This is a genomic window from Rhizobium sp. SAFR-030 (assembly GCF_059415005.1).
Window position 1 is genome coordinate 322,826 of sequence record NZ_JBPFDO010000003.1, and the last position, 20,486, is coordinate 343,311.

Below are 20,486 nucleotides of genomic sequence, written 5' to 3' on the forward strand. Positions count from 1 at the left end.
ATTTCCCCGGGCGATCGAGGCGCTCGCACGGGGCATGGATTTCGCCGATGCGATGCATGTGTGCCTGATGGAACAACACGAAACCTTGGTCACCTTCGACCGGATACGCCTCGCCAACCAGCATGTGAACTCAGCCAGCATTACGCTGGCTTCCTGAACCAAGACATCCGAGGAAACGGACACACGATGAACGCACATCTTCAGCCGACCGGCTCTGCCTACTTCATCACGCCGGAAACGGCCAAGGAAGAGCGCCACACGCTTTCGGTCCTGGTGACCAACGAGCCCGGCGTGCTTGCACGGGTCATCGGTCTGTTCTCGGGGCGCGGCTACAACATCGAGAGCCTGACTGTCTCCGAGACGGAGCACGAGTCGCATCTGTCGCGGATTACCATCGTCACCACCGCCACACCCGGCGTGCTGGAGCAGATCAAGGCGCAGCTGGACCGCATCATCCCGGTCCATCGGGTCGTCGACCTGACGGTGCGCGCCAACCAGCTCGGCCAGGAACGGCCGATCGAGCGCGAAGTGGCGCTGGTCAAGGTCACCGGCACCGGCGAGGGGCGCGCCGAAACGCTGCGGCTGGCCGATGCCTTTCATGCCAAGGTCGTCGATGCCACCGTGACGCATTTCATTTTCGAGATCACGGGCAAGTCATCGAAGATCGACCAGTTCGTGGCGATCATGAAGCCGCTCGGCCTGATCGAAGTCTGCCGCACCGGCATCGCTGCGATGAACCGCGGCGCCCAGGGGATGTGACTGTCACTGTTCTCTAAAGCGGAACATCGAATCCCGGCAAAGGCTTGGCTGTCTTGGCTGGGAGATCGATTCCGCTGCTTCAAGCATAGGATCAAAGCATTTCGAGGGGCTGCTTGCGTTGCGGCGGCGGAAATGCGGCGTCCAGGGCGGCCCAGTCCGCATCGCTGATGTCGAGTTCAAGCCCGCCGATGTTCTCCTCGACGCGCGCGACCCGGCCCGTCTTGGGAATGGCCACGACATTGTCTCGCTCGAGAACGAAGGCCAGCGCGACCTGCGCCGGCGTCGCCTGGTTGGTCTTGGCGATTCGGATCAGTTCCGGATGGCGCAACAGCCGGCCCTGCTCGATGGGGGAATAGGCCATGATGGCGATGCGCCGCTCCTGGCACCAGGGCAGCAGGTCATACTCGATGCCGCGCCGAGACAGGTTGTAAAGCACCTGGTTGGCAGCGCAGTTCTCGCCGCCCGGAACATTCATCAGCTCCTGCATGTCCTCGACATCGAAATTCGAGACGCCCCAGTGGCGCATCTTTCCTGCGGATTTCAAAGCCTCAAGGCCGGCGACCGTTTCCGACAGTGGATGATCGCCGCGCCAGTGAAGCAGATAGAGGTCGAGGCGATCGGTGCCCAGTCGCTTCAGGCTGTGCTCGCAGGCAGCTATCACACCCTTCTGGCTGGCATTCCACGGATAGACCTTGCTGACGAGGAAGACATCGTCGCGGCGCCCGCGGATCGCCTCGCCGGCCAGTTCCTCGGCTGCACCCTCGCCGTACATCTCAGCCGTATCGACCAAGGTCATGCCCTTGTCTACTGCAGCCCGAATGGCCGCGATCTCGTTCGGACGCTCGTCCGCAACCTCTCCCATCTTCCAGGTGCCGATGCCGAGCGCCGGGATCTCCTCTCCGGATGGCAGGCTGGCGTAGGGCATATCTGCGTGCATGACGTTCTCCCAAGATGTATGTCCCTGGACATAAGGGCGGAGAGCCATGCTTCAAGCCGTGGCACTGACGATGCTACCGCCCGGGAGCGGTAGCATCGCATTTCAGAGGTCCGATAACTGATCAAAGCTTTGATCAGTTGAAATGCTTGGCGCGCAGCCTGCAGTCCTCGTCGGACTCGCGGTTGGGAACGCCGACAATGTAGGTTTCGGCGAAGGTTTCCGGAGTGTTCATCGCCTCCGACTTCAACTCATTGGCGAAGGTCTCTGCGGGATTGCCGAAGATGAAGGGAGCTGCCACCGTGACGCTGACATGTCCAGCCGGAGGATTGGGCGGTGCCTGGTCGAACTGCGCCTCGAAGCTCGAGAAGTTGCGGATCGGCGATGTGCTGCCGATATTCGGCAAGGCATTCACCGTGTCCATCTGCAGGGCGCACTGGAAGTTCTGCGGCGCATTGAAGATGGAGTTGAGGGTCTTGTTGAACGACAGCGTCAAGTTGAACGCGAACCGGTTCGTGCGCATGTCCAGAGCGCCCTGATTGTCGGTCAGGAGACCTCTGTAGATGAGTTCAGCCGAGGCGGGACCGGCGGCAACGAGCGAGATGGTCATGAGGCCTGCTGCGAGGGCCGCTTTCGCGAGCCGGCTGAGGATGTTTACGGAAATTGTCATGTCTGTTCTCCGAGGTTTGAGGGCTGCATTTTCCGCACGTCTGTGCGGTCACGCCGGCATCCGCCCTGCCGGAGTTCATCTGGCCGACCATGGTCTGGCCGGCCCGCATCGATCTTGTTGCTGACGAGACCGGCGCTCAGTCGTCGCGGTCGCTCGGCCTGATGATGTTGTCCGGGCCGAGGATCACGGACCGGCTGGGTCGGCTGGGACTGAATTCGACGAGCTGGCTGATCCCGAGATTGTCCGGTTCGATTGCCTCGCCAGTGCATTGATCGCCGAAGTGCACAAAGATACGTCCCGGCTCGACAATGAAGTCTGTCGTCACATTGGCGTGGAACCGGGAAATCAGCAGAGGCGCACCGCCCAGGGCGACCCCATGATAGATCATGTGCTCGAAGCGAGCGTTCAGCTGACGGATGGTCAGCGCACCCCGCGTTCCGTCGGTGCGCAGGTTGGCAAAGGCGGGCGCACCGTAATCGTCGCGGTCGATATCGATCGCATTGTCCCGGTCGAAGTCGCCGATCACTTCTTCAGACAGACGAAACCGACGACGCCGGCCGATGAGGTGTCGTTCGCCCCATACGAAGCTCAGCGTGTCCGACCAGGCGAAGGTGACGCTCGTTCCCGGTGCTGCGGGTCTGACGCGCCAGGCGATGCTGACGATATGCGGCGACGCGTCGATGCGGGGCGGAACCCCAAACAGCACGAAGCAGCCGTGCATGCGAGAGTGGTTGGTGCAGGTCAGTTGGTAATCCGACATTGCCGGCCTCCTTGGATGAGCATCGGTTGGGTGGGCGGCCGTCGTCGGCACGGCCGCCCACATGCGTCAGGACACAGCGATCATGTTTTCCAGATTGAGGACCGCGGTGCGGCTGGTCTGGGCACCCCCGTAGGTGACTTCGACGGCCGTGGTGACATCCTCGATGTCGATGACGTCGCCGGTCTCGAAGTTGCCGAAGATCACCCAGTAGTTCGGATGCGGGGTGAAGACGGCCGTCATGTTCGGCTGGGCCTGGACGACGAAGGTGCCGGAGCCGGCCATGCCGATGCCGACCGATGTGGCGTTCGGCTGGACGTTCGACAGCTGCTTGACGGTGAGCGAACCGAGCGAGCCGCCGGATGTCGGGCCTGCAAAGGTCGTCGCGCCGTACTGATCCTTCTTCAGCTGGATCAGGTTGAGGCCGTTCGGATCAGCCGGAACCACCTGAGACGCGGAGAAGTTGATGCCGGGCCGCAGGACGCCGGTCTCCGACCAGATGAAGCTGTAGTCGAGCCCCCAGGTGAAGGTGACGCGGCTGTTGGGAGCGGTCGGGCGGGCGAACCAGGCAAGCGAGAAGACATTGCCGGGCGTCGTCGTCGGCGGCGCCTTCTGAAACACGGCGAAGCTGCCGGAAAGCTGGGAATCGTTGATGCAGGTGAGCGAGTAGGTGGTCATGGATCTGCCTTTCCTTGGCGTTTGTCCCCGGAAAAGGGAGCCGACGCCCTGGGGGCGGCGCCGGCTCATCCGTCTCTTGCCGGGCGGGCGGGCGCCGGGGAGCGGATTGATTGCCGCCCGACGGTACGGGCGGGCGCAGGTTCGCGGGCCGCTGCGGCGGAAGGCCGCTTTGCGTCGGCGATATTCGGATCGTGTGTGGTCTCTGGTGCCGGAGTCGCGTGACAGCGCCCGGCTGGTCTTGCAGCAGCAGCTGCGGCCCGTCTGAATGGCGGAAACGCCTGCTGGAATGACCTGACGATAGCCGCGCACGGTGCAGGCGTCGTGGGACGTGCGTCCCGACAATCAGCATCAGCGTCCCGATTTCCGATTGTGAAAGGTGGGTTTCGGAGCAGAGATTCAGGGCCCCTTGAGCTGCGTCAGCCACTCGACGAGGCGTTGGGCGGGCTCACCTGCGACGCCTGCGGGAATGTCCAGGCTGCCTTGCCGGGCCTGTCTGCGGTAGGCGCGCGGCGTCGTTCCGTAGGCTTGCTTGAACAGCCGGCTGAAGTGGGTCTCGTCGGGAAATCCATTGTCGTAGGCGATTTCGCCAATCTGCCGGTGAGCGGAGGCCGGGTCGGCAAGCGCCACCAGCGAGCGCCGCAGGCGACGACGACGAATGTAGGTCTCGACGCCGCCGCTTGCCTGGAACTGGCGAAACATCTGCGTGCGGGAGAGCGCAAACCGCTTGAGCAGGAATGCCGGGTTGAGGTCGATGCGATCGAGATTGTCTTCGATGAAGCGCCGCAGGTCCGGGGCATGACGGGAAACGGTGGCCGTCGATGGGCTCGCGTCGGGACCTTCGAAGCAGAAGGTGATCGGCGTCTTCAGAACAGAGGCCAGCGCCATGGCTTCGCCGCGCTCCGCATAGGACGCCATCTGGACCAGCATCCGCGCCAGGTCCTCCAGAAACCGCGAGGCAACCCGGTGCGGGCGCAGGACCCGGAAGGCAACGGGATCCGGCGGCGCCACCGCAAGCGGCAGAAACAGACGCGGGATGATCAGGTGGATCGTCTCGCCAGGCGAGAAGACGCAAGTCATCGGTGTGCGAAGATCGAGGATGGATACGTCGCCCGGTCGCATGCGTCGGGCATTCTGATCAGCAAAGCGGATCTGTCCGCCGACGACAATCGTGACGATGAAATGGTCGTGGTCGTCGCGCGTGACTGTGAGCGGCGTACGCGACAGTCGCCCGCCGCTGCTTTCAATGTGACAGGCAAGGAAGAAGCCCAGGTGATAGACCGTCAGCTTGCCGAAGAAGGGGCGACTGGTGGAGGGAGATCTCGCCGGCTGCCAGTCGAGCAGAGACGAAAATAACCGCCGCCAATCGCCGGCAGGATCGGTGCCGTCAGCGGAAAACTCGACCCGTTCTACCGGATCGGTTGGATCCGCGAAAACGTCGCTGATCGGCTCGCTCGCTTGCACGGATGTCCTCAACCACTTACGCGAGCAGGAATATAATCACATTATCTCAGGTTGTATAGATGAGATTTGCAGACGCCTTGGGTTGCCACGACCAGCCCTCTCCTGGACCGTTCGCGGCGCGGGGAAGGCGCTGCAGTACTTGACCCAGGTTTCGCGGAATGCTGTCTTCGGGTGAAAGACAGAGGTTCCGCGATGACCCACGGCGAACACCACGACCACCATCACCACGAGCACGATCATCACCACGACAACAGCTATACCGACATGCAGGCGCGCGTTCGGGCGCTGGAAACGCTGCTGACGGAAAAGGGGCTGATTGATCCGGCAGCGCTCGATGCGATCGTCGAAACCTATGAAACGAAGGTTGGTCCGCGCAACGGCGCGCGGGTGGTGGCGAAGGCGTGGTGCGAGCCGGACTTTGCTGCGTGGCTGAGAGCGGATGCGACGGCTGCGATTGCCAGCCTTGGCTTCACCGGGCGCCAGGGCGAGCACATGCGGGCGGTCTTCAATACGCCGGAGACCCACAACATCGTCGTCTGCACCCTGTGCTCCTGCTATCCCTGGGCGGTGCTCGGCCTGCCGCCTGTGTGGTACAAGGCGCCGGCCTACCGTGCCAAGGCCGTCATCGATCCGCGCGGCGTGCTTGCCGAATTCGGCGTGACCCTTGCCGGCGACACCAGGGTGCGGGTGTGGGACTCGACCGCCGAACTGCGGTATCTCGTGGTGCCGCAAAGGCCGGCGAATACCGAAGACTTGAACGAAGGCCAGCTGGCGAAGCTCGTGACGCGTGACTCGATGATCGGGACCGGGCTTGCACTTGCACCGGAGGGCGCTCGATGAACGGTCCGCACGATCTCGGCGGCCAGATGGGCTTCGGCCTGGTTTCACCTGAGCCCGACGAGCCGTATTTTCACGCGGACTGGGAAAGGCGGACGCTGGGCATCACGCTTTCCTGCGGAGCCTTCGGCGCCTGGACCATCGACGAAAGCCGGCATGCCCGCGAAAACATTCCGCCTGCCATCTATCTTTCCGCCAGCTATTACGAGATCTGGATCCGTGCGCTCGAGGTTCTTCTCGAGCGGCATGGCTTCGTGTCGATGGCCGAACTCGCCACGGGCCGCAAGCTGACCGAGCCGGCGACGCCGAAGCGGGTGCTGACGGCGGACCTGGTGGCAGGCGTCCTGGCCGAAGGTGGACCCTGCGATCGACCGGTCGAGGAGCCGCCGCGCTTCGTCGTTGGCCAGGATGTCCGCACGAAGAATTTCAACCCGGTGACACATACGCGGCTGCCGCGTTACGCGCGCGACAAGCTCGGCCGGATCGAGGCGATCCAGGGCTCCTTCGTCTATCCGGACGACAATGCCCATGGTGCGGGCGAAAATCCGCAATGGGTCTACACCGTCGTCTTCGACGGACCGGAGATCTGGGGCGAGGGAAGTGACCCGACGCTGAGCGTCTCGATTGATGCCTGGGAGAGCTATCTTGAGCCGGTGTGACGTGCCTTCGAACCTGCTTCAGTCGCCCGGCCTGCCACGATCGGACGAAGGAGATCCGGTGTTTGCCGAACCGTGGCAGGCGCAGGCCTTTGCCATGACCGTGCATCTGCACGAGAGGCAGGTGTTTGAGTGGAGCGAGTGGGCGCAGCATCTGTCGGAAGAGGTGCACCGGCCGGACCGCGCGGTGGATGGGTCAGACTATTTCGACGCCTGGGTGGCGGCGCTGACACGCCTGCTGGCGGCCAAGGGTGTAACCGATACCGACATGGTTATAGCCTTGCAGAGGAGTTGGCAGCGGGCTGCCGAAGCGACGCCGCACGGCCAGCCGATCGCGCTTGCCAACGATCCTGGACGCCGGTAATCGCCGACCTTCAGGCGGGCAGCTGACGGTAGGTTTCTTCGGCGACCTGCCGCAGCACGTCACGCGGAACCTCGCCGGTGATCGCGTAGCCGAAGCCGTTGTCGATCCAGTAGAAGGTGTCGACCTTGCCACTGCCGGCAAAGCGAAAGCTCGTCTGTCGATCGGCGGTGTTTCGCCCGACCAGCAGCGTCAGCCGCTTGCCCTTGTCGTCCTCATACATGAACAGCGCCCCGGCCTGGCCCTCCACGGGTACCAGCCTGCCACCGACCAGGTGAAACCCGAGGGCCGACAGGTTCGGTACCTTGAGGTTGGCATGCGACAGGCGCTTGCCGAGCCAGGTGGCGAGATGCGCCTCCTCGGCGGCCGCGACCTCGACGGGATGGCGAACCTCACTCGCATAGATCAGGTAGGCGGCGCGCGCCTCGTCCGGCAGTTCAGTCTCCTGCACCAGGAGCTGGGGATCATGGCTCGCGACTGTCGGCAGGTAATGGCCGGCTGCGGCACCGGCGACGAAGAGCGCAAGGCCGGCTGCGAGGTTGCGCCATCCGGCACCCCGCGCCGGGCGATGACGAAGCAGCTCTGCATCCTCGGCGGTCGACCGGGCGTAGGCGGAAAACGCAGCACGGATCGCCAGGCTCTGCGCCTGCCATTCTGCGATACGCGCGGCATCCTGCGGACTGCTCTCCAGCCATTGGCGAACTTCACTTTGCCGCCCTGCATCGAGCAGCCCGTCGGCAAAGGCGTGCAACTCGTCCTCGCTCGGCCGCTCGGTCTCTGAAATCATGTCGGTCTCCTCAGCGGAACGATGTTTTCCGCCTTCATGTAATCGCCGACCTTCAGGCGTGCCCGCGCCAGCCGCGACATCACGGTGCCGATCGGCAGGTCGAGCAGCCCGGCGGCTTCGGCGTAGGAACAGCCTTCGACGACCACCAGCATCAGGACGGCACGCTGCTCTGCCGGCAGGTTGTCGAGCGCCGCCAGCAGCCGTGTCCGCTGCAGGGGATCAGATACCGGATCCTGCGTTGCAACGTGCGCGGCCTCGGCCAGATCGACGCTCGGATGGCGGCTGCGGGTCCGCACGCCGTTGCGGTAATGGTTCGTCACGATCGACAGCAGCCAGCCACGCAGATTGAGGCCGCGCCACTGACGACGCTGTTTGAGGGCCGCCTCAAGGCTGTCCTGCAACAGGTCTTCCCCCTCCGTATCCGAGCGGGCAAGGCTGCGCGCATAGCGGCGGAGCGCCGGCAGCAGGGCGAGGACCTGTCCCTCGAAGCTCTGGTCGTCCGGGTGGTTCATCGGCAAACCCTAGAGCGGATCAGTTCGGATTGACACCGCCTGATCCGCGTCGGTGAAGGCTCAGGGCTTGGCGAGTTCCCATGTGCCATTGACGCCGTCGCCGGTGATGTCGCCGGCCTTGGTGTCCTTGATCCAGTAGTAGAGCGGCATGCCGCCCTTTGCCCATTGCTTGGAGCCGTCCTTGCGGGTGATGACGGTGAAGCCGCCTTCATCCTTGGCGCCTGCGGCGGCCATCAGCGGCGGCCAGTTTACAGCGCAGGGGCCGTCGCAATTGGACATGCCCATGCTGTCCTTCTTGAAGGTGTAGAGCGTCATGCCGGTCTCACCAGCGAGCGCCTTGCCCTTTGCTGTATCGATGGTCTTGACCGGTGCGCCGGCCGCCAGTGCGAGGGTTGCAGAGACGGCGAGCGCGGCGGCCGTTGCGATCATGCGGAGCGAAGTCATGGATGGTCCTCCCAGGTTTGTGAAGCGGGCGAGTGCCCGGCAGCTATGAGACACCGAGGGGCAGCGTTTTATTCCGTTGGCTCGCGTATTTCTTCACGGGCCGCGCATTTGATCCTCTTTCGTTCTTTCCGGTTGCGCATGCCGCACGAATCCTGCGAAGAGGGACGATGCAATTTGCTCCACAACAGGACGAGGCCCTGAAGGCCGTTTCGAAATGGCTGAAGGACGGTCGCAGCCAGGTCTTCCGGTTGTTCGGCTATGCCGGTACCGGCAAGACGACGCTTGCCAAACATTTTGCCGAGAATGTCGACGGTGAGGTTCTGTTCGCTGCATTCACCGGCAAGGCGGCGCAGGTGCTGCGCTCGCGGGGCGCCTCCAATGCAAAGACCATCCATTCGCTGATCTACCGGCCGCGCGGCGAGGAGGCCGTGGAGAACGAGGAAACCGGCAAGACCTCCGTGTCGCCAATGTTCTCGATCAACCGCCAGAGCCCGCTTGCCAAGGCGGCGCTGATCATCATCGACGAATGCTCGATGGTCGACGAGCAGCTCGGCCGTGATCTGATGAGTTTCGGCAGGCCGATCCTGGTGCTTGGCGATCCGGGGCAATTGCCTCCGGTGTCCGGCGGCGGGTTCTTCACCGAGCAGGAGCCGGACTACCTGCTCACCGACATCCACCGCCAGGCGCGCGACAATCCGATCATCCAGCTTGCCATGCAGGTTCGCGAGGGCAAGGAGATCATGCACGGCGACTACGGAACCGCGCAGGTGATCTCCCGCAACGACGTCAACCAGACCCTGGTGCTGGAGGCCGACCAGGTGCTGGTCGGCACCAACAAGACCCGGCGTCGCTATAACCAGCGGCTGCGCGAGCTGAAGGGTTTCAATCAGCCTTACCCGCAGTCGGGCGACAAGCTGGTCTGCCTGCGCAACGACCCGACCAAGGGGCTGCTCAACGGCTCGCTGTGGCAGGTGATGAGTTCGTCGCGCGAGACGGTGAAGCCGGGCATCAACCTGATGATCCGCCCGGAAGACGACGACATGAACCGTGGTGCGTCCAAGATCAAGCTGCTCAAGCAGGCGTTCGAGGAAGAGGGCGAGATCCCTTGGACGACCCGCAAGCGCTATGACGAGTTCGATTTCGGCTATGCCCTGACGGTGCACAAGTCGCAGGGCTCGCAGTGGAACAACGTCGTGCTGTTCGACGAGAGCTGGGCGTTTCGCGACACCCGCGAGCGCTGGCTCTACACGGCGATCACCCGGGCCGCCGAGACCATCACCATCGTTCGCTGATGCCGTCCGGGGCCCGTCGCGGCGCCGGAGAATTTTGGCCGCCACTGCCGGTCTGCGGCGTTGCCGAGAGGCGGCCGCATGCAGTAAACATCCTGCAGCGTCCTCTAGGAATTCAGCAATGCCCGCCAAGCTTTCCGTCAATTTGAATGCCGTCGCCATGCTCCGCAACCGGCGGGATCTTCCCTGGCCAAGCGTGGCGTATCTCGGTCGGATCGCGCTCAAGGCCGGCGCCCATGGCCTGACGGTTCATCCGCGCCCGGACCAGCGCCACATCCGGTTCTCCGACCTGCCGGTGCTGCGGGCGCTGATCGACGACGAATTTCCGAGTGCCGAGTTCAACATCGAAGGCTATCCGAGCGAGGACTTCCTGCAACTGTGCGAGAAGACCGAGCCCGAGCAGGTGACGCTGGTTCCCGACGATCCGTCGCAGGCGACATCGGATCACGGCTTCGACTTCCGTGCGCAGGGCGAGATGCTGAAGCCGATCGTTGCGCGCCTGAAGGCCGGCGGCATGCGCGTTTCGCTGTTTGCCGATGGCGACGGGGATGGCGAGGCGGTGAAGCTTGCCAAGGCGACGGGTGCTGACCGCATCGAACTCTACACCGGTCCCTATGGCGGCTGCTATGACGCGCCGGAGAAGGCAAAGGTCATGCTTGACCTGCTCGGGCGGACTGCCGATGCCGCGCATGCGGAAGGCCTCGGCGTCAATGCCGGGCATGATCTTATCGTCGCCAACCTGCCGGCGCTTGCCCGGCGCCTGCCGCATCTGGCCGAGGTGTCGATCGGCCATGGGCTGACGGCCGATGCGCTGGAATTCGGCATGGCCGAAACGGTGCGCCGTTTCCGGCGCGCCTGCGGCGAGCAGGCCTGACGTAAAGGTTCAGAGATCGAGCATGAATGTCTGGCCGTTGATGGCCTGGCCGAACGCTGTCTGCGGTTCTTCGGCGGCCAGACGGAAGCCGGCCTTGATGTAGAGGCCGCGGGCAGCATCAAGGCGGTCGTAGGTCCACAGCGAGATCTGCCGGTAGCCCGCCTGCCGCGCGAAATCGACGGCTTCCGCCACCAGCCGTTTCCCGAGGCCGGTCCCACGTGCGGCAGGGTCGACGTAGAGGAGGCGCAGCTTTGCGATATCGTTGCCGCCATTGGCGATGAAGATCGAGCCGATCCGCTGGCCACCCCGTTCGCCGATCCATGCCCGTTCGCGCGCAGCATCGAAGCCGCTGAGAAACCGGCCAGCGACCTCGGCGACGAGCCCCTCGAACGTTGCGTCAAAGCCGTAGGTCTCGGCATAGAAGCGGGCCTGCGATTCGACGACCCAGCCGATGTCGCCCGGCCGCGGCTGGCGCAGTGTTGCGATCTGGTCTTCGGTCGCGTCCAGTCGCTGCTCGACGATCCGCAGTGCCTGGACGAGCTGTGCCGTTGACGCTTCGTCCAGTCCGGCAATCGTCCCGGCGATCTGCCGTCGAGACAGTTCGACGAGCCTTTGCCATTCGCGTTCCCCGGCCGCGGTCAGCCGCAGCGACTGGATCCGCCGATCCGTTTCCGTCGGCTCCGCCTGTATGAGATCGGCGAGGCGAAACTTCTTGAGGATGCGGCTGAGGTAGGCAGCATCGATCATCAGGCTGCGGAAGAGATCGGCAGCAGCGATGCCCGGCTGAGCGCCGACCTCATAAAGCACCCGGCCTTCGGTCAGCGTGTACTGCGATTGCAGATAGCCGCGCGACAGGATGCCGAGGCGGGTGGTGTAGAAGCGGTTGAAGCGGCGAATGGCGTCTATGGGGTCGTTCATCGGCAGGATCCTCCAGAAGAAGCATCCTGCCGATAGTTGACTGAGTCAAGTTTTTCTAAGCGACGCCGGGTTGGGCGCTCCGGTTCGTTCAGCCAAGTTCGGCGCGGTGCGCGTTGAAGTACTCGGCAACCGATTGCGGCTTCCTGCCCGTCAGCATCTCGAAGTCGTTCGTCACGAGGTCGAAATTCCCGGCGCGAATGTTGGCATCGGTGGAAACCACGAGATCGACGACGAAGTCGGGCATGCCGGCACCCTTGACGCCGGCGGCGAGATCCTCATCGGAGACACGCACAACCTTCAACGGCTTTCCGGCAGCGCTTGAGACGGCTGCGCCGATCTCGTCGGCACCCAGCGTTTCGGATCCGGTGAGCGTGAGCGTCGTGCTGCCCTCAGGCGGTGCGGCAACCGCCGCCGCTGCCGCCCTGGCGCAGTCGTCGCGCGAGATGTTGCTGACACGGCCGTCGCCCATGCCGGTATACCAGACGCCGGCCTGCAGGTTGTGCGGCATGCCCATCAGGTAGTTGTCGATGTACCAGGAATTCCGGATGATCGTGTAGGCGAGGCCGGATGCCTTGATCGCCTTCTCGGTCCCCAGATGATCCGGCGCAAAGCTGACCAGCGAGCCGTCCGGGTTCGGCATCGACGTGTAGAGAAGATGGCGGACGCCGGCGGCTGCTGCTGCGGAGACTGCTGCCTGGTGCTGCTGGAGACGCTTGCCGGGGCGGGCGAGTTCGTCGGTCGAGATCAGCAGCAGCCGGTCGATGCCGGCGAACGCCGCGGCAAGGCTCTCGGCATCATCGAAGTCGGCGCGCCTCGTCTCGATGCCTCGGGCGGTCCACTCAGCAAGCTTTGCCGGATCGCGCGAGGCGGCAACAATGTCCGACGGAGCAATCTTCCCGTCGTCGAGCAGGTGGGCGAGCACAGCGCTGCCGAGTTTGCCGGAGGCCCCGGTCACCAGAATCTTGGTCATCTTGTCGTCTCTCCTGATATGGCTGCCCGGCAGCCGGAAGGGTGGTCTCAAAATGAGAGCAGCACTAGGATAGGAATTGACCCACGGGTGTAAAGGAGGCAGTTTCAGGGGAGATCGTTACCGGAAGGGAACCACCATGGATCAACGAACACCTGCCCATCTGCTGGGATCTCAGCGATCCGACCTCTCCGCCATTGCCGACTGGGATACATCCAACTGCCCGGTTCGCGATGTGTTGAGCCAGATCTCCGGAAAGTGGTCGATGCTGCTCCTGCATGCGCTGTCGGAACGGCCCTACCGGTTCGGCGAGCTGCGCCGTCTGGTGCCGGATATTTCCCAGAGAATGCTGACGCAAACGCTGCGCGACCTGCAGCGCGATGGGTACATCGATCGCACGGTATTCCCGACCAAGCCGCCCAGCGTCGAGTACAGCATGACGACGCTCGGCCATTCGATGTTCGACGCGCTGTCGCACGTACTGAGTTGGGCCGGCACGAACCACGCCGCCGTCAGGCGTGCTCGCGAGACATTCGACGCTTCGCCGGTCTGACATGACTGCCGGCGAAGCCTGATTGGTGTAGGCTCAGGCGATATTCAGCGTGAAAACCTGTTACGGTGGTGCGGCTCGACCGGCCCTGGCGACGCGTAAGGATCATTCGTCGACAAAGAGACGCCCGTCGTGGCATGCGGGGAATCGGGTGCCGTCTGGCAGCCGGTCAATCCGGCGACCAAGGCGACGATGGATGCTGCGGTCAACTTACGCATATCATTTCCTTAACATTGGGATCTCGCTGAGGCCGCCAAGCGGCCTGTCTCCAAGACTTAGGCACGCGCCTGTAGCAGCGCAATGACACCGACCACTTCGCCTTAGACGAATAGGTTTTCATCGCCGAAGGTTCTCCTTTCTCGCTTAAAGAGGCGCGGGAGCATTTTCTTCACCCGCTATGTCGAGCCCGCTTGACCATCGCTTTACCTCCGGCTAAAAGGGGAACCGTACCGTACGGTACTTAATTGGGAGGTGACCGACGTGTCCGCTGAGCTGTCAGAAATGCCTGAGTTTTCGCCGCGCCAGAACGCCGTTCTGGAGCAGGCGCTCAAGCTTCTGGTCGATGGCGGCGAGAAGGCGTTGACGACGTCGGGACTGGCGCGCGCCGCCAACTGTTCCAAGGAAAGTCTCTACAAGTGGTTCGGCGACCGTGATGGTTTGCTGGCCGCGATGATCGCCTTTCAGGCAAGCAAGGTACGCACCTTCGAGCGCAGCGGTGGACGGCTGACGGCGGACCTGATGCGCGAGCATCTTGAAACATTCGGTCGCGACCTTCTGGAAGTTCTGTCGGGCGATGTGTCGCTGGCGCTCAACCGGCTTGCCATCGGCCAGGCCAGCCGCGAGGGATCGAAGCTCGGGCGGTTGCTCATCGAGCATGGACGACGCCAGATCGACCGTCGGGCGATCGGCCTGATGGAAGCCGGACGGCGCGCCAATCTGCTGCGGTTTCCAGATGCCGACAGCGCGTATCATACGCTCTACGGCCTCATCGTCTCCGATCTGCATGTGCGCATGCTGCTCGGCGAAGCAGGCCTCAAGGACAATGCACGCCAGGCGGCGAGGGCGGTGGACGCCTTCCTCCAGCTGCACGGCGCGTAAGCAACATGTCGGCGTCGCCCGAAGGTGGCGTCGATCACACGTTCAAATCAACACGCATAGGGAAGGACTCGAACATGCGCGTCTATTACGATCGGGATGCTGATCTCAACCTCATCAAGTCGAAGAACGTCGTCATCGTCGGTTACGGCAGCCAGGGCCGCGCCCATGCGCTGAACCTCAAGGATTCCGGCTCCAACAACGTCGTCATTGCCCTGAAGGCCGGCTCGCCGACCATCAAGAAGGCCGAAGCCGACGGCTTCAAGGTGATGACCGTCGCCGAAGCCGCCAAGTGGGGCGACCTGCTGATGATGGCGACGCCTGACGAGCTGCAGGCAGACATCTACAAGGCCGAGATCGCCGGCAACATCCGCGATGGCGCGGCGATCGCATTCGCCCACGGCCTCAACGTCCATTTCGGCCTCATCGAGCCGAAGGCTTCGCTCGACGTCGTCATGATCGCGCCGAAGGGCCCCGGCCATACGGTCCGCGGCGAATACCAGAAGGGCGGCGGTGTGCCGTGCCTGGTTGCCGTTCACCAGAACGCCTCCGGCAATGCGCTGGAACTGGCACTCTCCTACGCCTGCGGCGTCGGTGGCGGCCGCTCGGGCATCATCGAGACCAACTTCAAGGAAGAATGCGAGACCGATCTGTTCGGCGAGCAGGTCGTTCTCTGCGGTGGTCTGGTGGAACTGATCCGCGCCGGTTTCGAAACGCTGGTCGAGGGCGGCTACGCGCCTGAAATGGCCTATTTCGAATGCCTGCACGAAGTGAAGCTGATCGTCGACCTGATCTATGAAGGCGGCATCGCCAACATGAACTACTCGATCTCCAACACGGCTGAGTGGGGCGAGTACGTCTCCGGTCCGCGCATCATCACCGCTGAGACCAAGGCCGAGATGAAGCGCGTGCTCACCGACATCCAGACCGGCAAGTTCACCTCCGACTGGATGCAGGAATACCGCGCCGGCGGTTCGCGCTTCAAGGGCATTCGCCGCATGAACGACAGCCACCAGATCGAAGAGGTGGGCACCAAGCTGCGCGCCATGATGCCGTGGATCGGCAAGAACAAGCTCGTGGACAAGACCGTCAACTAAGCTTTCGCCATCTTCGCCAGCAATCATGAAGGCCGGGGCGAACGCTCCGGCCTTTTGGCGTCGTTCGCCACCGGCACCGGTCTGCCGGGCGAGGCAACTACGTCCGGAAACCCGAAAAAATCTGATTATGATCGATAAGTCAGTATTGCTGACCTATCGAACTTTATGTAACGCTTGAGCTTAGAAACTTGAAATAAGAGGAAACGCCCGTGCTTGATTGGGATCATATCTTTGCGACGCGCTCCGGTCGGATGCGCGCCTCTGAAATTCGCGAATTGCTGAAGCTCCTGGAACGCCCGGACATCATCTCGTTCGCCGGCGGCATCCCGGACCCGGCGCTGTTCCCCGCCCAGGCGTTCAACGAAGCCTATCAGGAAATTTTCTCCAGCCCGCAGGTGAACGCCGCGCTGCAGTATTCGGTGAGCGAAGGCTACCGACCGCTGCGCGAATGGCTGGTCGGCGAGATGAAGAAGATCGATATCGAGTGCACCGTCGACAACGTCTTCATTACCTCCGGCTCGCAGCAGGCGCTGGATTACCTCGGCAAGCTGTTCCTGTCGCCGAACGATACGGCGCTGGTCACCTGGCCCACCTATCTCGGCGCGCTTCAGGCTTTCAACGCCTACGAACCGCATTACGACCAACTGACGCCGGGCGGCAACCGCACGCCTGAAGCCTACCGCGAGACGGCAGCAAAGAACGGCGGCAGGGTGAAGTTCGCCTATCTGTCCGCCGACTTCTCCAACCCGACCGGCGAGACGGTCGATCGCGCGGCGCGCGAAAAGCTGCTGGACCTTGCCGACGAACTGGACATCGCGGTGCTCGAGGATGCGGCCTACCAGTCGCTGCGCTATGACGGCGATCCGGTGCCGCCGATCCTGTCGCTCGAAATCGCGCGCAAGGGCGGCATCGAAAACACCCGCACCATCTATTCCGGCAGTTTTTCCAAGACACTGGCGCCGGGTCTTCGCGTTGGTTTCGTCGTCGCCAACATGTCGGTCATCCGCAAGCTGGTGCTGATGAAGCAGGCCGCCGATTTGCATTCCTCGACGATCAACCAGATCGCCATCGCCACGGTCGCGGAACGCATCTTCGACAACCAGGTCGCCAAGATCGGCGCGGCCTACAGCGCGCGGCGCGACGCGATGCTGGCGGCGCTCGAAAAATACATGCCGGCCGGCACCAGCTGGACGAAGCCGGAGGGCGGGATGTTCGTCTGGGTTACCCTGCCGAAGGGGCTCGATGGTGCCGAGCTTCTGGCGCGCTCGATCGAGACCGAAAAGGTCGCCTTCGTGCCGGGGCAGGCTTTCTTCGCCGACCGGTCCGGCACCAACACGCTGCGGCTGTCGTTCTCCTGCGCCAACGAGGCGATGATCGAGGAAGGCATCCAGCGCCTCGGCCGACTGATCAGCAGCGCGGAAGCCAAGGCCGCTTGACCGGCGCCTTCACAGCGTAACGATAGGATGACCCGCCATTCCGGCGGGTTTTCCGGTCATGGATGAACCCGCTGTCCGAGCTCTCTTGACCCAGATGCCATCGGTCATTGATCTTCGTCAGCAGCTGGCAGAGTGACCGACACAGGGAAGGCGAGACCCGAGCATGAGCATCCGTCCCTTCCAGATTCGCGTCTCCGATGAGGGCATCGAAGATCTGCGTCGCCGTCTGACCGGCGCGCGATGGCCAACCTCCTTCGACGACGAAAGCTGGGAGGCCGGGGCCCCACGCAGATTCATGCGTCGGCTGGTCGATTACTGGCTGACCGAATTTGACTGGCGGCGTGAGGAAGCAGCTCTCAATCGCCTGCCGCAGTACATGGCACGGGTTGAGGGCACCGACATCCACTTCCTCCACCAGCGCGGCAATGGTCCCCGGCCGATGCCGATCATCCTGACGCACGGATGGCCCGGCTCTTTCACCGAGATGGAGAGGATCATCTACCTGCTCAGCGATCCCGCTGCGCATGGTGGCGACGCGGAGGACTCATTCGACGTCGTCGTGCCGTCGTTGCCAGGCTACGGTTTCTCGGCAGCGCCTGCCGGGCCGGGCACCAATTCCAAACGTGTCGCAGAGCTATGGTTCGCACTGATGAGCGAACTCGGCTACAGCCGCTTTGCCGCACAAGGCGGGGATATCGGTGCAGGCGTGACCGCCTGGCTCGGCCGCCTGTATCCTCAAGCGCTTACCGGTCTCCACCTCAACTACATTCCCGGCAGTTATCGGCCGCCTCTGTCCGGTGCCGAACCACTCTCGCAGCAGGAGCAGGACTTCCTCGATCGCGCGGCGGCGTGGAGCCTTGAGGAGGGAGCCTATGCGGCGCTCCAGGCCACGAAGCACCAGACGCTCGCCTTCGCGCTCACCGACTCGCCAATCGGCCTTGCGGCCTGGATGGTCGAGAAATTTCGCTCCTGGAGTGATTGCGGGGGCAACCTGGATGATGCCATCCCGATGGATGCGGTGTTGCGCGACGTCAGCATCTACTGGTTCGGCGGGATGATCGACGCGTCGCTTCGGATCTACCGGGAGAACAGGTTGGCACCGCTGTCGTTCGAACCGGGAGATCGGATCGAGCCGCCCATGGCGATGGCGCTCTTCCCAGCCGAAATGCCGACGCCGCCGCGTTCCTACGTGGAGCGCGTGTTCAACGTCGAACGCTGGACACACATGCCGCGCGGCGGGCATTTTGCAGCGCTCGAACAGCCGCAGTTGCTGGCTGAAGATATACGGACCTTCTTCCGCCCCTTGCGGAACTGATCGAGCAACAGTCCGCACGCGTCGTCAGCGCGTGCGGATGATGGCGTCAGTCGGAAGCCAGCACGATCAGCATGTCGCTGTCGTCGTATTCGATCCTTTGGGCGCGGGGCGGGTTTACCGTCACGCCACCGAGGTTGCGCTCGTCTTCGTCCTCCTCGCGCTGGCGCCGATAGCCGATGGCGATCTCGCCGCGCCGCAGGGCTGCAAATGCCAGCGTGAAGAAGTTCACCGGGTGGTCGATGTCCACATAGTCGCTCACCGGGCGCATGTAGATTTCCGATCCTTCCTCATCGAGCAGTTCGGCGAAGATCGCCGCCATCGTCTCGTTCTCCGAAGCCTGGGCGAGCATCAGGCTGACCAGCTTGTTGCTGACGACGAAATCCTCGGCGCGGGTGACTTCGGCTAGGTCGCGGTTGCGCACGTCGATCATTTCGCTGACGACGCTGATATGGCGGGCAGCGGCCTCGCCGATCTTGCGCAGTTGCAGGAGGGTGATCAGAGTGCGGGTATCGGCGCTCTGGGCGTTCATGCTGTCGCTGTAGCCGAGCACCAGCACGTGATCGTAGGAGGGGATGTCGAGGAGGTCGAGCGCCGCGCGGCTGCTGGTGTCGATCATCTTGTGGTCTACGCGCATGACTGCGGGATCGATGGCAAGCTCTGCGACATCGGCCTCGAACTGCGGCGCATTGGCGGCGATCGTCAGTTGCGAGCCGGGTGCCACGTAGCGGGCAAGCTCGCTTGCGATGATAGGACCGCGCCGGTTCCAGCCGAGGATCAACGTGCGCTCAGCCACTGTCGTGCGCCGGACGATCGGCCGTATGGACGGCTTGTCGATGGCGTGGTCGCCGCTCCAGGTGACGATCGACGCGTCGTCCTCGGCAATGATGATCGCCTTCTCGCCCGCGACGATGACGCGATTGGCGGCAGGGTTGATCTCGACCTCACCCGACGGCAGAGACAGGCCGATCAACGTGCTGTTTTCATAGCTCAGGACAGCGCTGGCGAAGGATTTCCCGACAAGTTCGGGCTGCTCGATCGTGTATATCTCGCAGCCGTCGAAATCCAGAAGTTCGGAATAGACCGCGCTAAGGCCGGCCTGGCGGCTGGTGTGGACGACGATGCGGGCGATCAAATCATCGGCCAGCACCAGCTGCAGTTCGCTGCCGCCGACGATGCGGGCAACGTCGGCATTGCCGGCATCGCGGATTTCCGCGGCGATCGTATAGCTTTCCGGCCGGCGCTGCGGATCGTTGACGAGGGCGAGCACCGTCTTGATCACTTGGGCGTCGACATCCTCGCCGTCTGGCGACAGGACGATGATCGACCGTGACGTCTGCGGGTTGACGATGCCGAGGTCGTAGAGATCGGTTGGATCGCCGCTGCGGCAAATGATGCGCGTATTCTTGCGGTCTGCGATCTTCGCGGCGATCTCGTCTTCCATCTCCACCTTGTCCTTGTTCGCCATGATGACGATGCGCGGACGGCGGCGGCTTTGATTGGCGATCACCAACTCCGAGATCACATCGAAGATCGAGGGAGACCAGTTGAGGATGATCGTATGATCCGTTTCGAGGATCCGGGAGCGGCCCTTGCGCAATTCGCTGAGCTTCTCCTCGAGACCTGAACTGATGACGCCGATCAGTGCCGAGAAGACGAAGATGCCGGCGATGGTGACAACCAGGGAGACGCCGCGGAAACTCCAGCCCTGGTCGCCGCCGATCGTTCCGGCATCCATGGTCCGCATCAGCGATTCCCACGCGCCCTCGATAAAGCCGACGGAGGAGCCGCCCTCGGGGGCGATGCCGGTCAGCGCGAGGATGGCGCCGGCGAGGAAGATGACGAAGAGCGAGATCAGCGCCAGCCAGCCCATCAGCGCTATCGCGCCGCCGGCCATGGTCTTGTCGAACTCGTAGCGCAGTCGCGCTGCAAGTTGTGTCCGAGTTTTCATTATAGAAGCGCCCCCTCGACGAATGTCGCACTGCAGCGATTACAGCAAAGCCGCTGTAAATCAATCAGCCGGCAAAGGTCAGACGCGGCAAATCATGCGACAGGGTAAATTTCGTCGCGGTTGTTCTTCGGGCGGCGGGAC

23 protein-coding genes are annotated in these 20,486 nt (G+C 63.2%); 12 read left to right on the plus strand and 11 right to left on the minus strand.

Annotation, left to right across the window (positions count from 1 at the left end):
• Positions 1 to 34: 34 nt before the first annotated feature.
• Positions 35 to 157 carry a hypothetical protein gene (locus ACR65N_RS11060; RefSeq protein ID WP_440457043.1) on the plus strand — a complete coding sequence of 41 codons (123 nt, stop codon included), beginning with the start codon at positions 35 to 37 and terminating at the stop codon, positions 155 to 157.
• 29 nt (positions 158 to 186) lie between these two features.
• Entirely contained in the window at positions 187 to 759 is a 573-nt protein-coding gene (ilvN, locus tag ACR65N_RS11065) for an acetolactate synthase small subunit (protein ID WP_430303936.1), read from the plus strand.
• Positions 760 to 850: 91 nt separating this feature from the next.
• Here the strand turns inward: ilvN and ACR65N_RS11070 are convergent, their stop codons facing one another.
• The 5 genes from ACR65N_RS11070 to ACR65N_RS11090 form a co-directional block, all read right to left on the minus strand.
• On the minus strand, positions 851 to 1,696 hold the full coding sequence (locus ACR65N_RS11070) for an aldo/keto reductase (RefSeq protein WP_440457044.1): 846 nt from the start codon (positions 1,694 to 1,696) through the stop codon (positions 851 to 853).
• Positions 1,697 to 1,829: 133 nt separating this feature from the next.
• Complete coding sequence (locus tag ACR65N_RS11075; protein ID WP_440457045.1) at positions 1,830 to 2,363, minus strand: hypothetical protein; 534 nt, start codon at positions 2,361 to 2,363, stop codon at positions 1,830 to 1,832.
• 136 nt (positions 2,364 to 2,499) lie between these two features.
• Complete coding sequence (locus ACR65N_RS11080; protein WP_440457046.1) at positions 2,500 to 3,123, minus strand: RhiA family protein; 624 nt, start codon at positions 3,121 to 3,123, stop codon at positions 2,500 to 2,502.
• 66 nt (positions 3,124 to 3,189) lie between these two features.
• Positions 3,190 to 3,798: a RhiA family protein gene (locus tag ACR65N_RS11085; protein ID WP_430303932.1), complete on the minus strand. Its 609-nt coding sequence runs from the start codon at positions 3,796 to 3,798 to the stop codon at positions 3,190 to 3,192.
• 396 nt (positions 3,799 to 4,194) lie between these two features.
• Positions 4,195 to 5,259, minus strand: a complete 1,065-nt coding sequence (locus ACR65N_RS11090; protein WP_440457047.1) for a helix-turn-helix domain-containing protein — start codon at positions 5,257 to 5,259, stop codon at positions 4,195 to 4,197.
• Positions 5,260 to 5,451: 192 nt separating this feature from the next.
• On the opposite strand from ACR65N_RS11090, the gene nthA reads away from it, so the two are divergent.
• Genes nthA through ACR65N_RS11105 form a run of 3 tightly spaced genes read left to right on the plus strand, consistent with a single transcriptional unit; the run spans position 5,452 to position 7,116 of the window.
• Positions 5,452 to 6,099: a nitrile hydratase subunit alpha gene (gene nthA, locus ACR65N_RS11095; RefSeq protein ID WP_440457048.1), complete on the plus strand. Its 648-nt coding sequence runs from the start codon at positions 5,452 to 5,454 to the stop codon at positions 6,097 to 6,099.
• Positions 6,096 to 6,755: a nitrile hydratase subunit beta gene (gene nthB / locus ACR65N_RS11100; RefSeq protein ID WP_440457049.1), complete on the plus strand. Its 660-nt coding sequence runs from the start codon at positions 6,096 to 6,098 to the stop codon at positions 6,753 to 6,755. Before nthA ends, nthB begins: the two co-directional genes overlap by 4 nt.
• The gene (locus ACR65N_RS11105) at positions 6,742 to 7,116 is read left to right on the plus strand and encodes a nitrile hydratase accessory protein (protein ID WP_440457051.1); all 375 of its coding nucleotides are present in this window, start codon (positions 6,742 to 6,744) and stop codon (positions 7,114 to 7,116) included. Before nthB ends, ACR65N_RS11105 begins: the two co-directional genes overlap by 14 nt.
• Before the next feature lie 10 nt (positions 7,117 to 7,126).
• On the opposite strand, the gene ACR65N_RS11110 is transcribed toward ACR65N_RS11105, so the two are convergent.
• Genes ACR65N_RS11110 through ACR65N_RS11120 form a run of 3 tightly spaced genes read right to left on the minus strand, consistent with a single transcriptional unit; the run spans position 7,127 to position 8,856 of the window.
• A complete protein-coding gene (locus ACR65N_RS11110; protein ID WP_440457052.1) occupies positions 7,127 to 7,900 on the minus strand; it encodes an anti-sigma factor family protein in 774 nt (257 codons plus the stop codon).
• Positions 7,897 to 8,412 (minus strand): RNA polymerase sigma factor, encoded by a 516-nt coding sequence (locus tag ACR65N_RS11115; protein WP_440457053.1) that lies wholly within the window; start codon positions 8,410 to 8,412, stop codon positions 7,897 to 7,899. Before ACR65N_RS11115 ends, ACR65N_RS11110 begins: the two co-directional genes overlap by 4 nt.
• Positions 8,413 to 8,472: 60 nt before the next feature.
• Positions 8,473 to 8,856 carry a COG4315 family predicted lipoprotein gene (locus tag ACR65N_RS11120; RefSeq protein WP_440457054.1) on the minus strand — a complete coding sequence of 128 codons (384 nt, stop codon included), beginning with the start codon at positions 8,854 to 8,856 and terminating at the stop codon, positions 8,473 to 8,475.
• Between the two features lie 167 nt (positions 8,857 to 9,023).
• On the opposite strand from ACR65N_RS11120, the gene ACR65N_RS11125 reads away from it, so the two are divergent.
• Positions 9,024 to 10,148, plus strand: coding sequence for an ATP-dependent DNA helicase (locus ACR65N_RS11125; RefSeq protein WP_430303923.1), 1,125 nt, complete (start codon positions 9,024 to 9,026; stop codon positions 10,146 to 10,148).
• Positions 10,149 to 10,266: 118 nt separating this feature from the next.
• On the plus strand, positions 10,267 to 11,019 hold the full coding sequence (locus tag ACR65N_RS11130) for a pyridoxine 5'-phosphate synthase (RefSeq protein WP_440457055.1): 753 nt from the start codon (positions 10,267 to 10,269) through the stop codon (positions 11,017 to 11,019).
• 9 nt (positions 11,020 to 11,028) lie between these two features.
• On the opposite strand, the gene ACR65N_RS11135 is transcribed toward ACR65N_RS11130, so the two are convergent.
• Both ACR65N_RS11135 and ACR65N_RS11140 read right to left on the minus strand, forming a co-directional pair.
• The gene (locus ACR65N_RS11135) at positions 11,029 to 11,937 is read right to left on the minus strand and encodes a bifunctional helix-turn-helix transcriptional regulator/GNAT family N-acetyltransferase (protein ID WP_440457056.1); all 909 of its coding nucleotides are present in this window, start codon (positions 11,935 to 11,937) and stop codon (positions 11,029 to 11,031) included.
• A gap of 88 nt (positions 11,938 to 12,025) precedes the next feature.
• Positions 12,026 to 12,907 (minus strand): SDR family oxidoreductase, encoded by an 882-nt coding sequence (locus ACR65N_RS11140; RefSeq protein ID WP_440457057.1) that lies wholly within the window; start codon positions 12,905 to 12,907, stop codon positions 12,026 to 12,028.
• A gap of 136 nt (positions 12,908 to 13,043) precedes the next feature.
• Here ACR65N_RS11140 and ACR65N_RS11145 point away from each other — a divergent pair, with 136 nt between their 5' ends.
• From ACR65N_RS11145 to ACR65N_RS11165, 5 genes are all read left to right on the plus strand, one after another.
• A complete protein-coding gene (locus ACR65N_RS11145) occupies positions 13,044 to 13,457 on the plus strand; it encodes a winged helix-turn-helix transcriptional regulator (RefSeq protein WP_440457058.1) in 414 nt (137 codons plus the stop codon).
• 498 nt (positions 13,458 to 13,955) lie between these two features.
• Complete coding sequence (locus ACR65N_RS11150; protein ID WP_430303918.1) at positions 13,956 to 14,552, plus strand: TetR/AcrR family transcriptional regulator C-terminal domain-containing protein; 597 nt, start codon at positions 13,956 to 13,958, stop codon at positions 14,550 to 14,552.
• A gap of 74 nt (positions 14,553 to 14,626) precedes the next feature.
• On the plus strand, positions 14,627 to 15,646 hold the full coding sequence (gene ilvC / locus ACR65N_RS11155; protein WP_440457059.1) for a ketol-acid reductoisomerase: 1,020 nt from the start codon (positions 14,627 to 14,629) through the stop codon (positions 15,644 to 15,646).
• Positions 15,647 to 15,855: 209 nt separating this feature from the next.
• Positions 15,856 to 17,082: an aminotransferase-like domain-containing protein gene (locus ACR65N_RS11160; RefSeq protein ID WP_440457060.1), complete on the plus strand. Its 1,227-nt coding sequence runs from the start codon at positions 15,856 to 15,858 to the stop codon at positions 17,080 to 17,082.
• 163 nt (positions 17,083 to 17,245) lie between these two features.
• Positions 17,246 to 18,397, plus strand: coding sequence for an epoxide hydrolase family protein (locus ACR65N_RS11165; protein ID WP_440457061.1), 1,152 nt, complete (start codon positions 17,246 to 17,248; stop codon positions 18,395 to 18,397).
• A 46-nt stretch (positions 18,398 to 18,443) separates the two neighbouring features.
• On the opposite strand, the gene ACR65N_RS11170 is transcribed toward ACR65N_RS11165, so the two are convergent.
• Complete coding sequence (locus ACR65N_RS11170; RefSeq protein WP_440457062.1) at positions 18,444 to 20,345, minus strand: CASTOR/POLLUX-related putative ion channel; 1,902 nt, start codon at positions 20,343 to 20,345, stop codon at positions 18,444 to 18,446.
• Between the last annotated feature and the right edge of the window lie 141 nt (positions 20,346 to 20,486).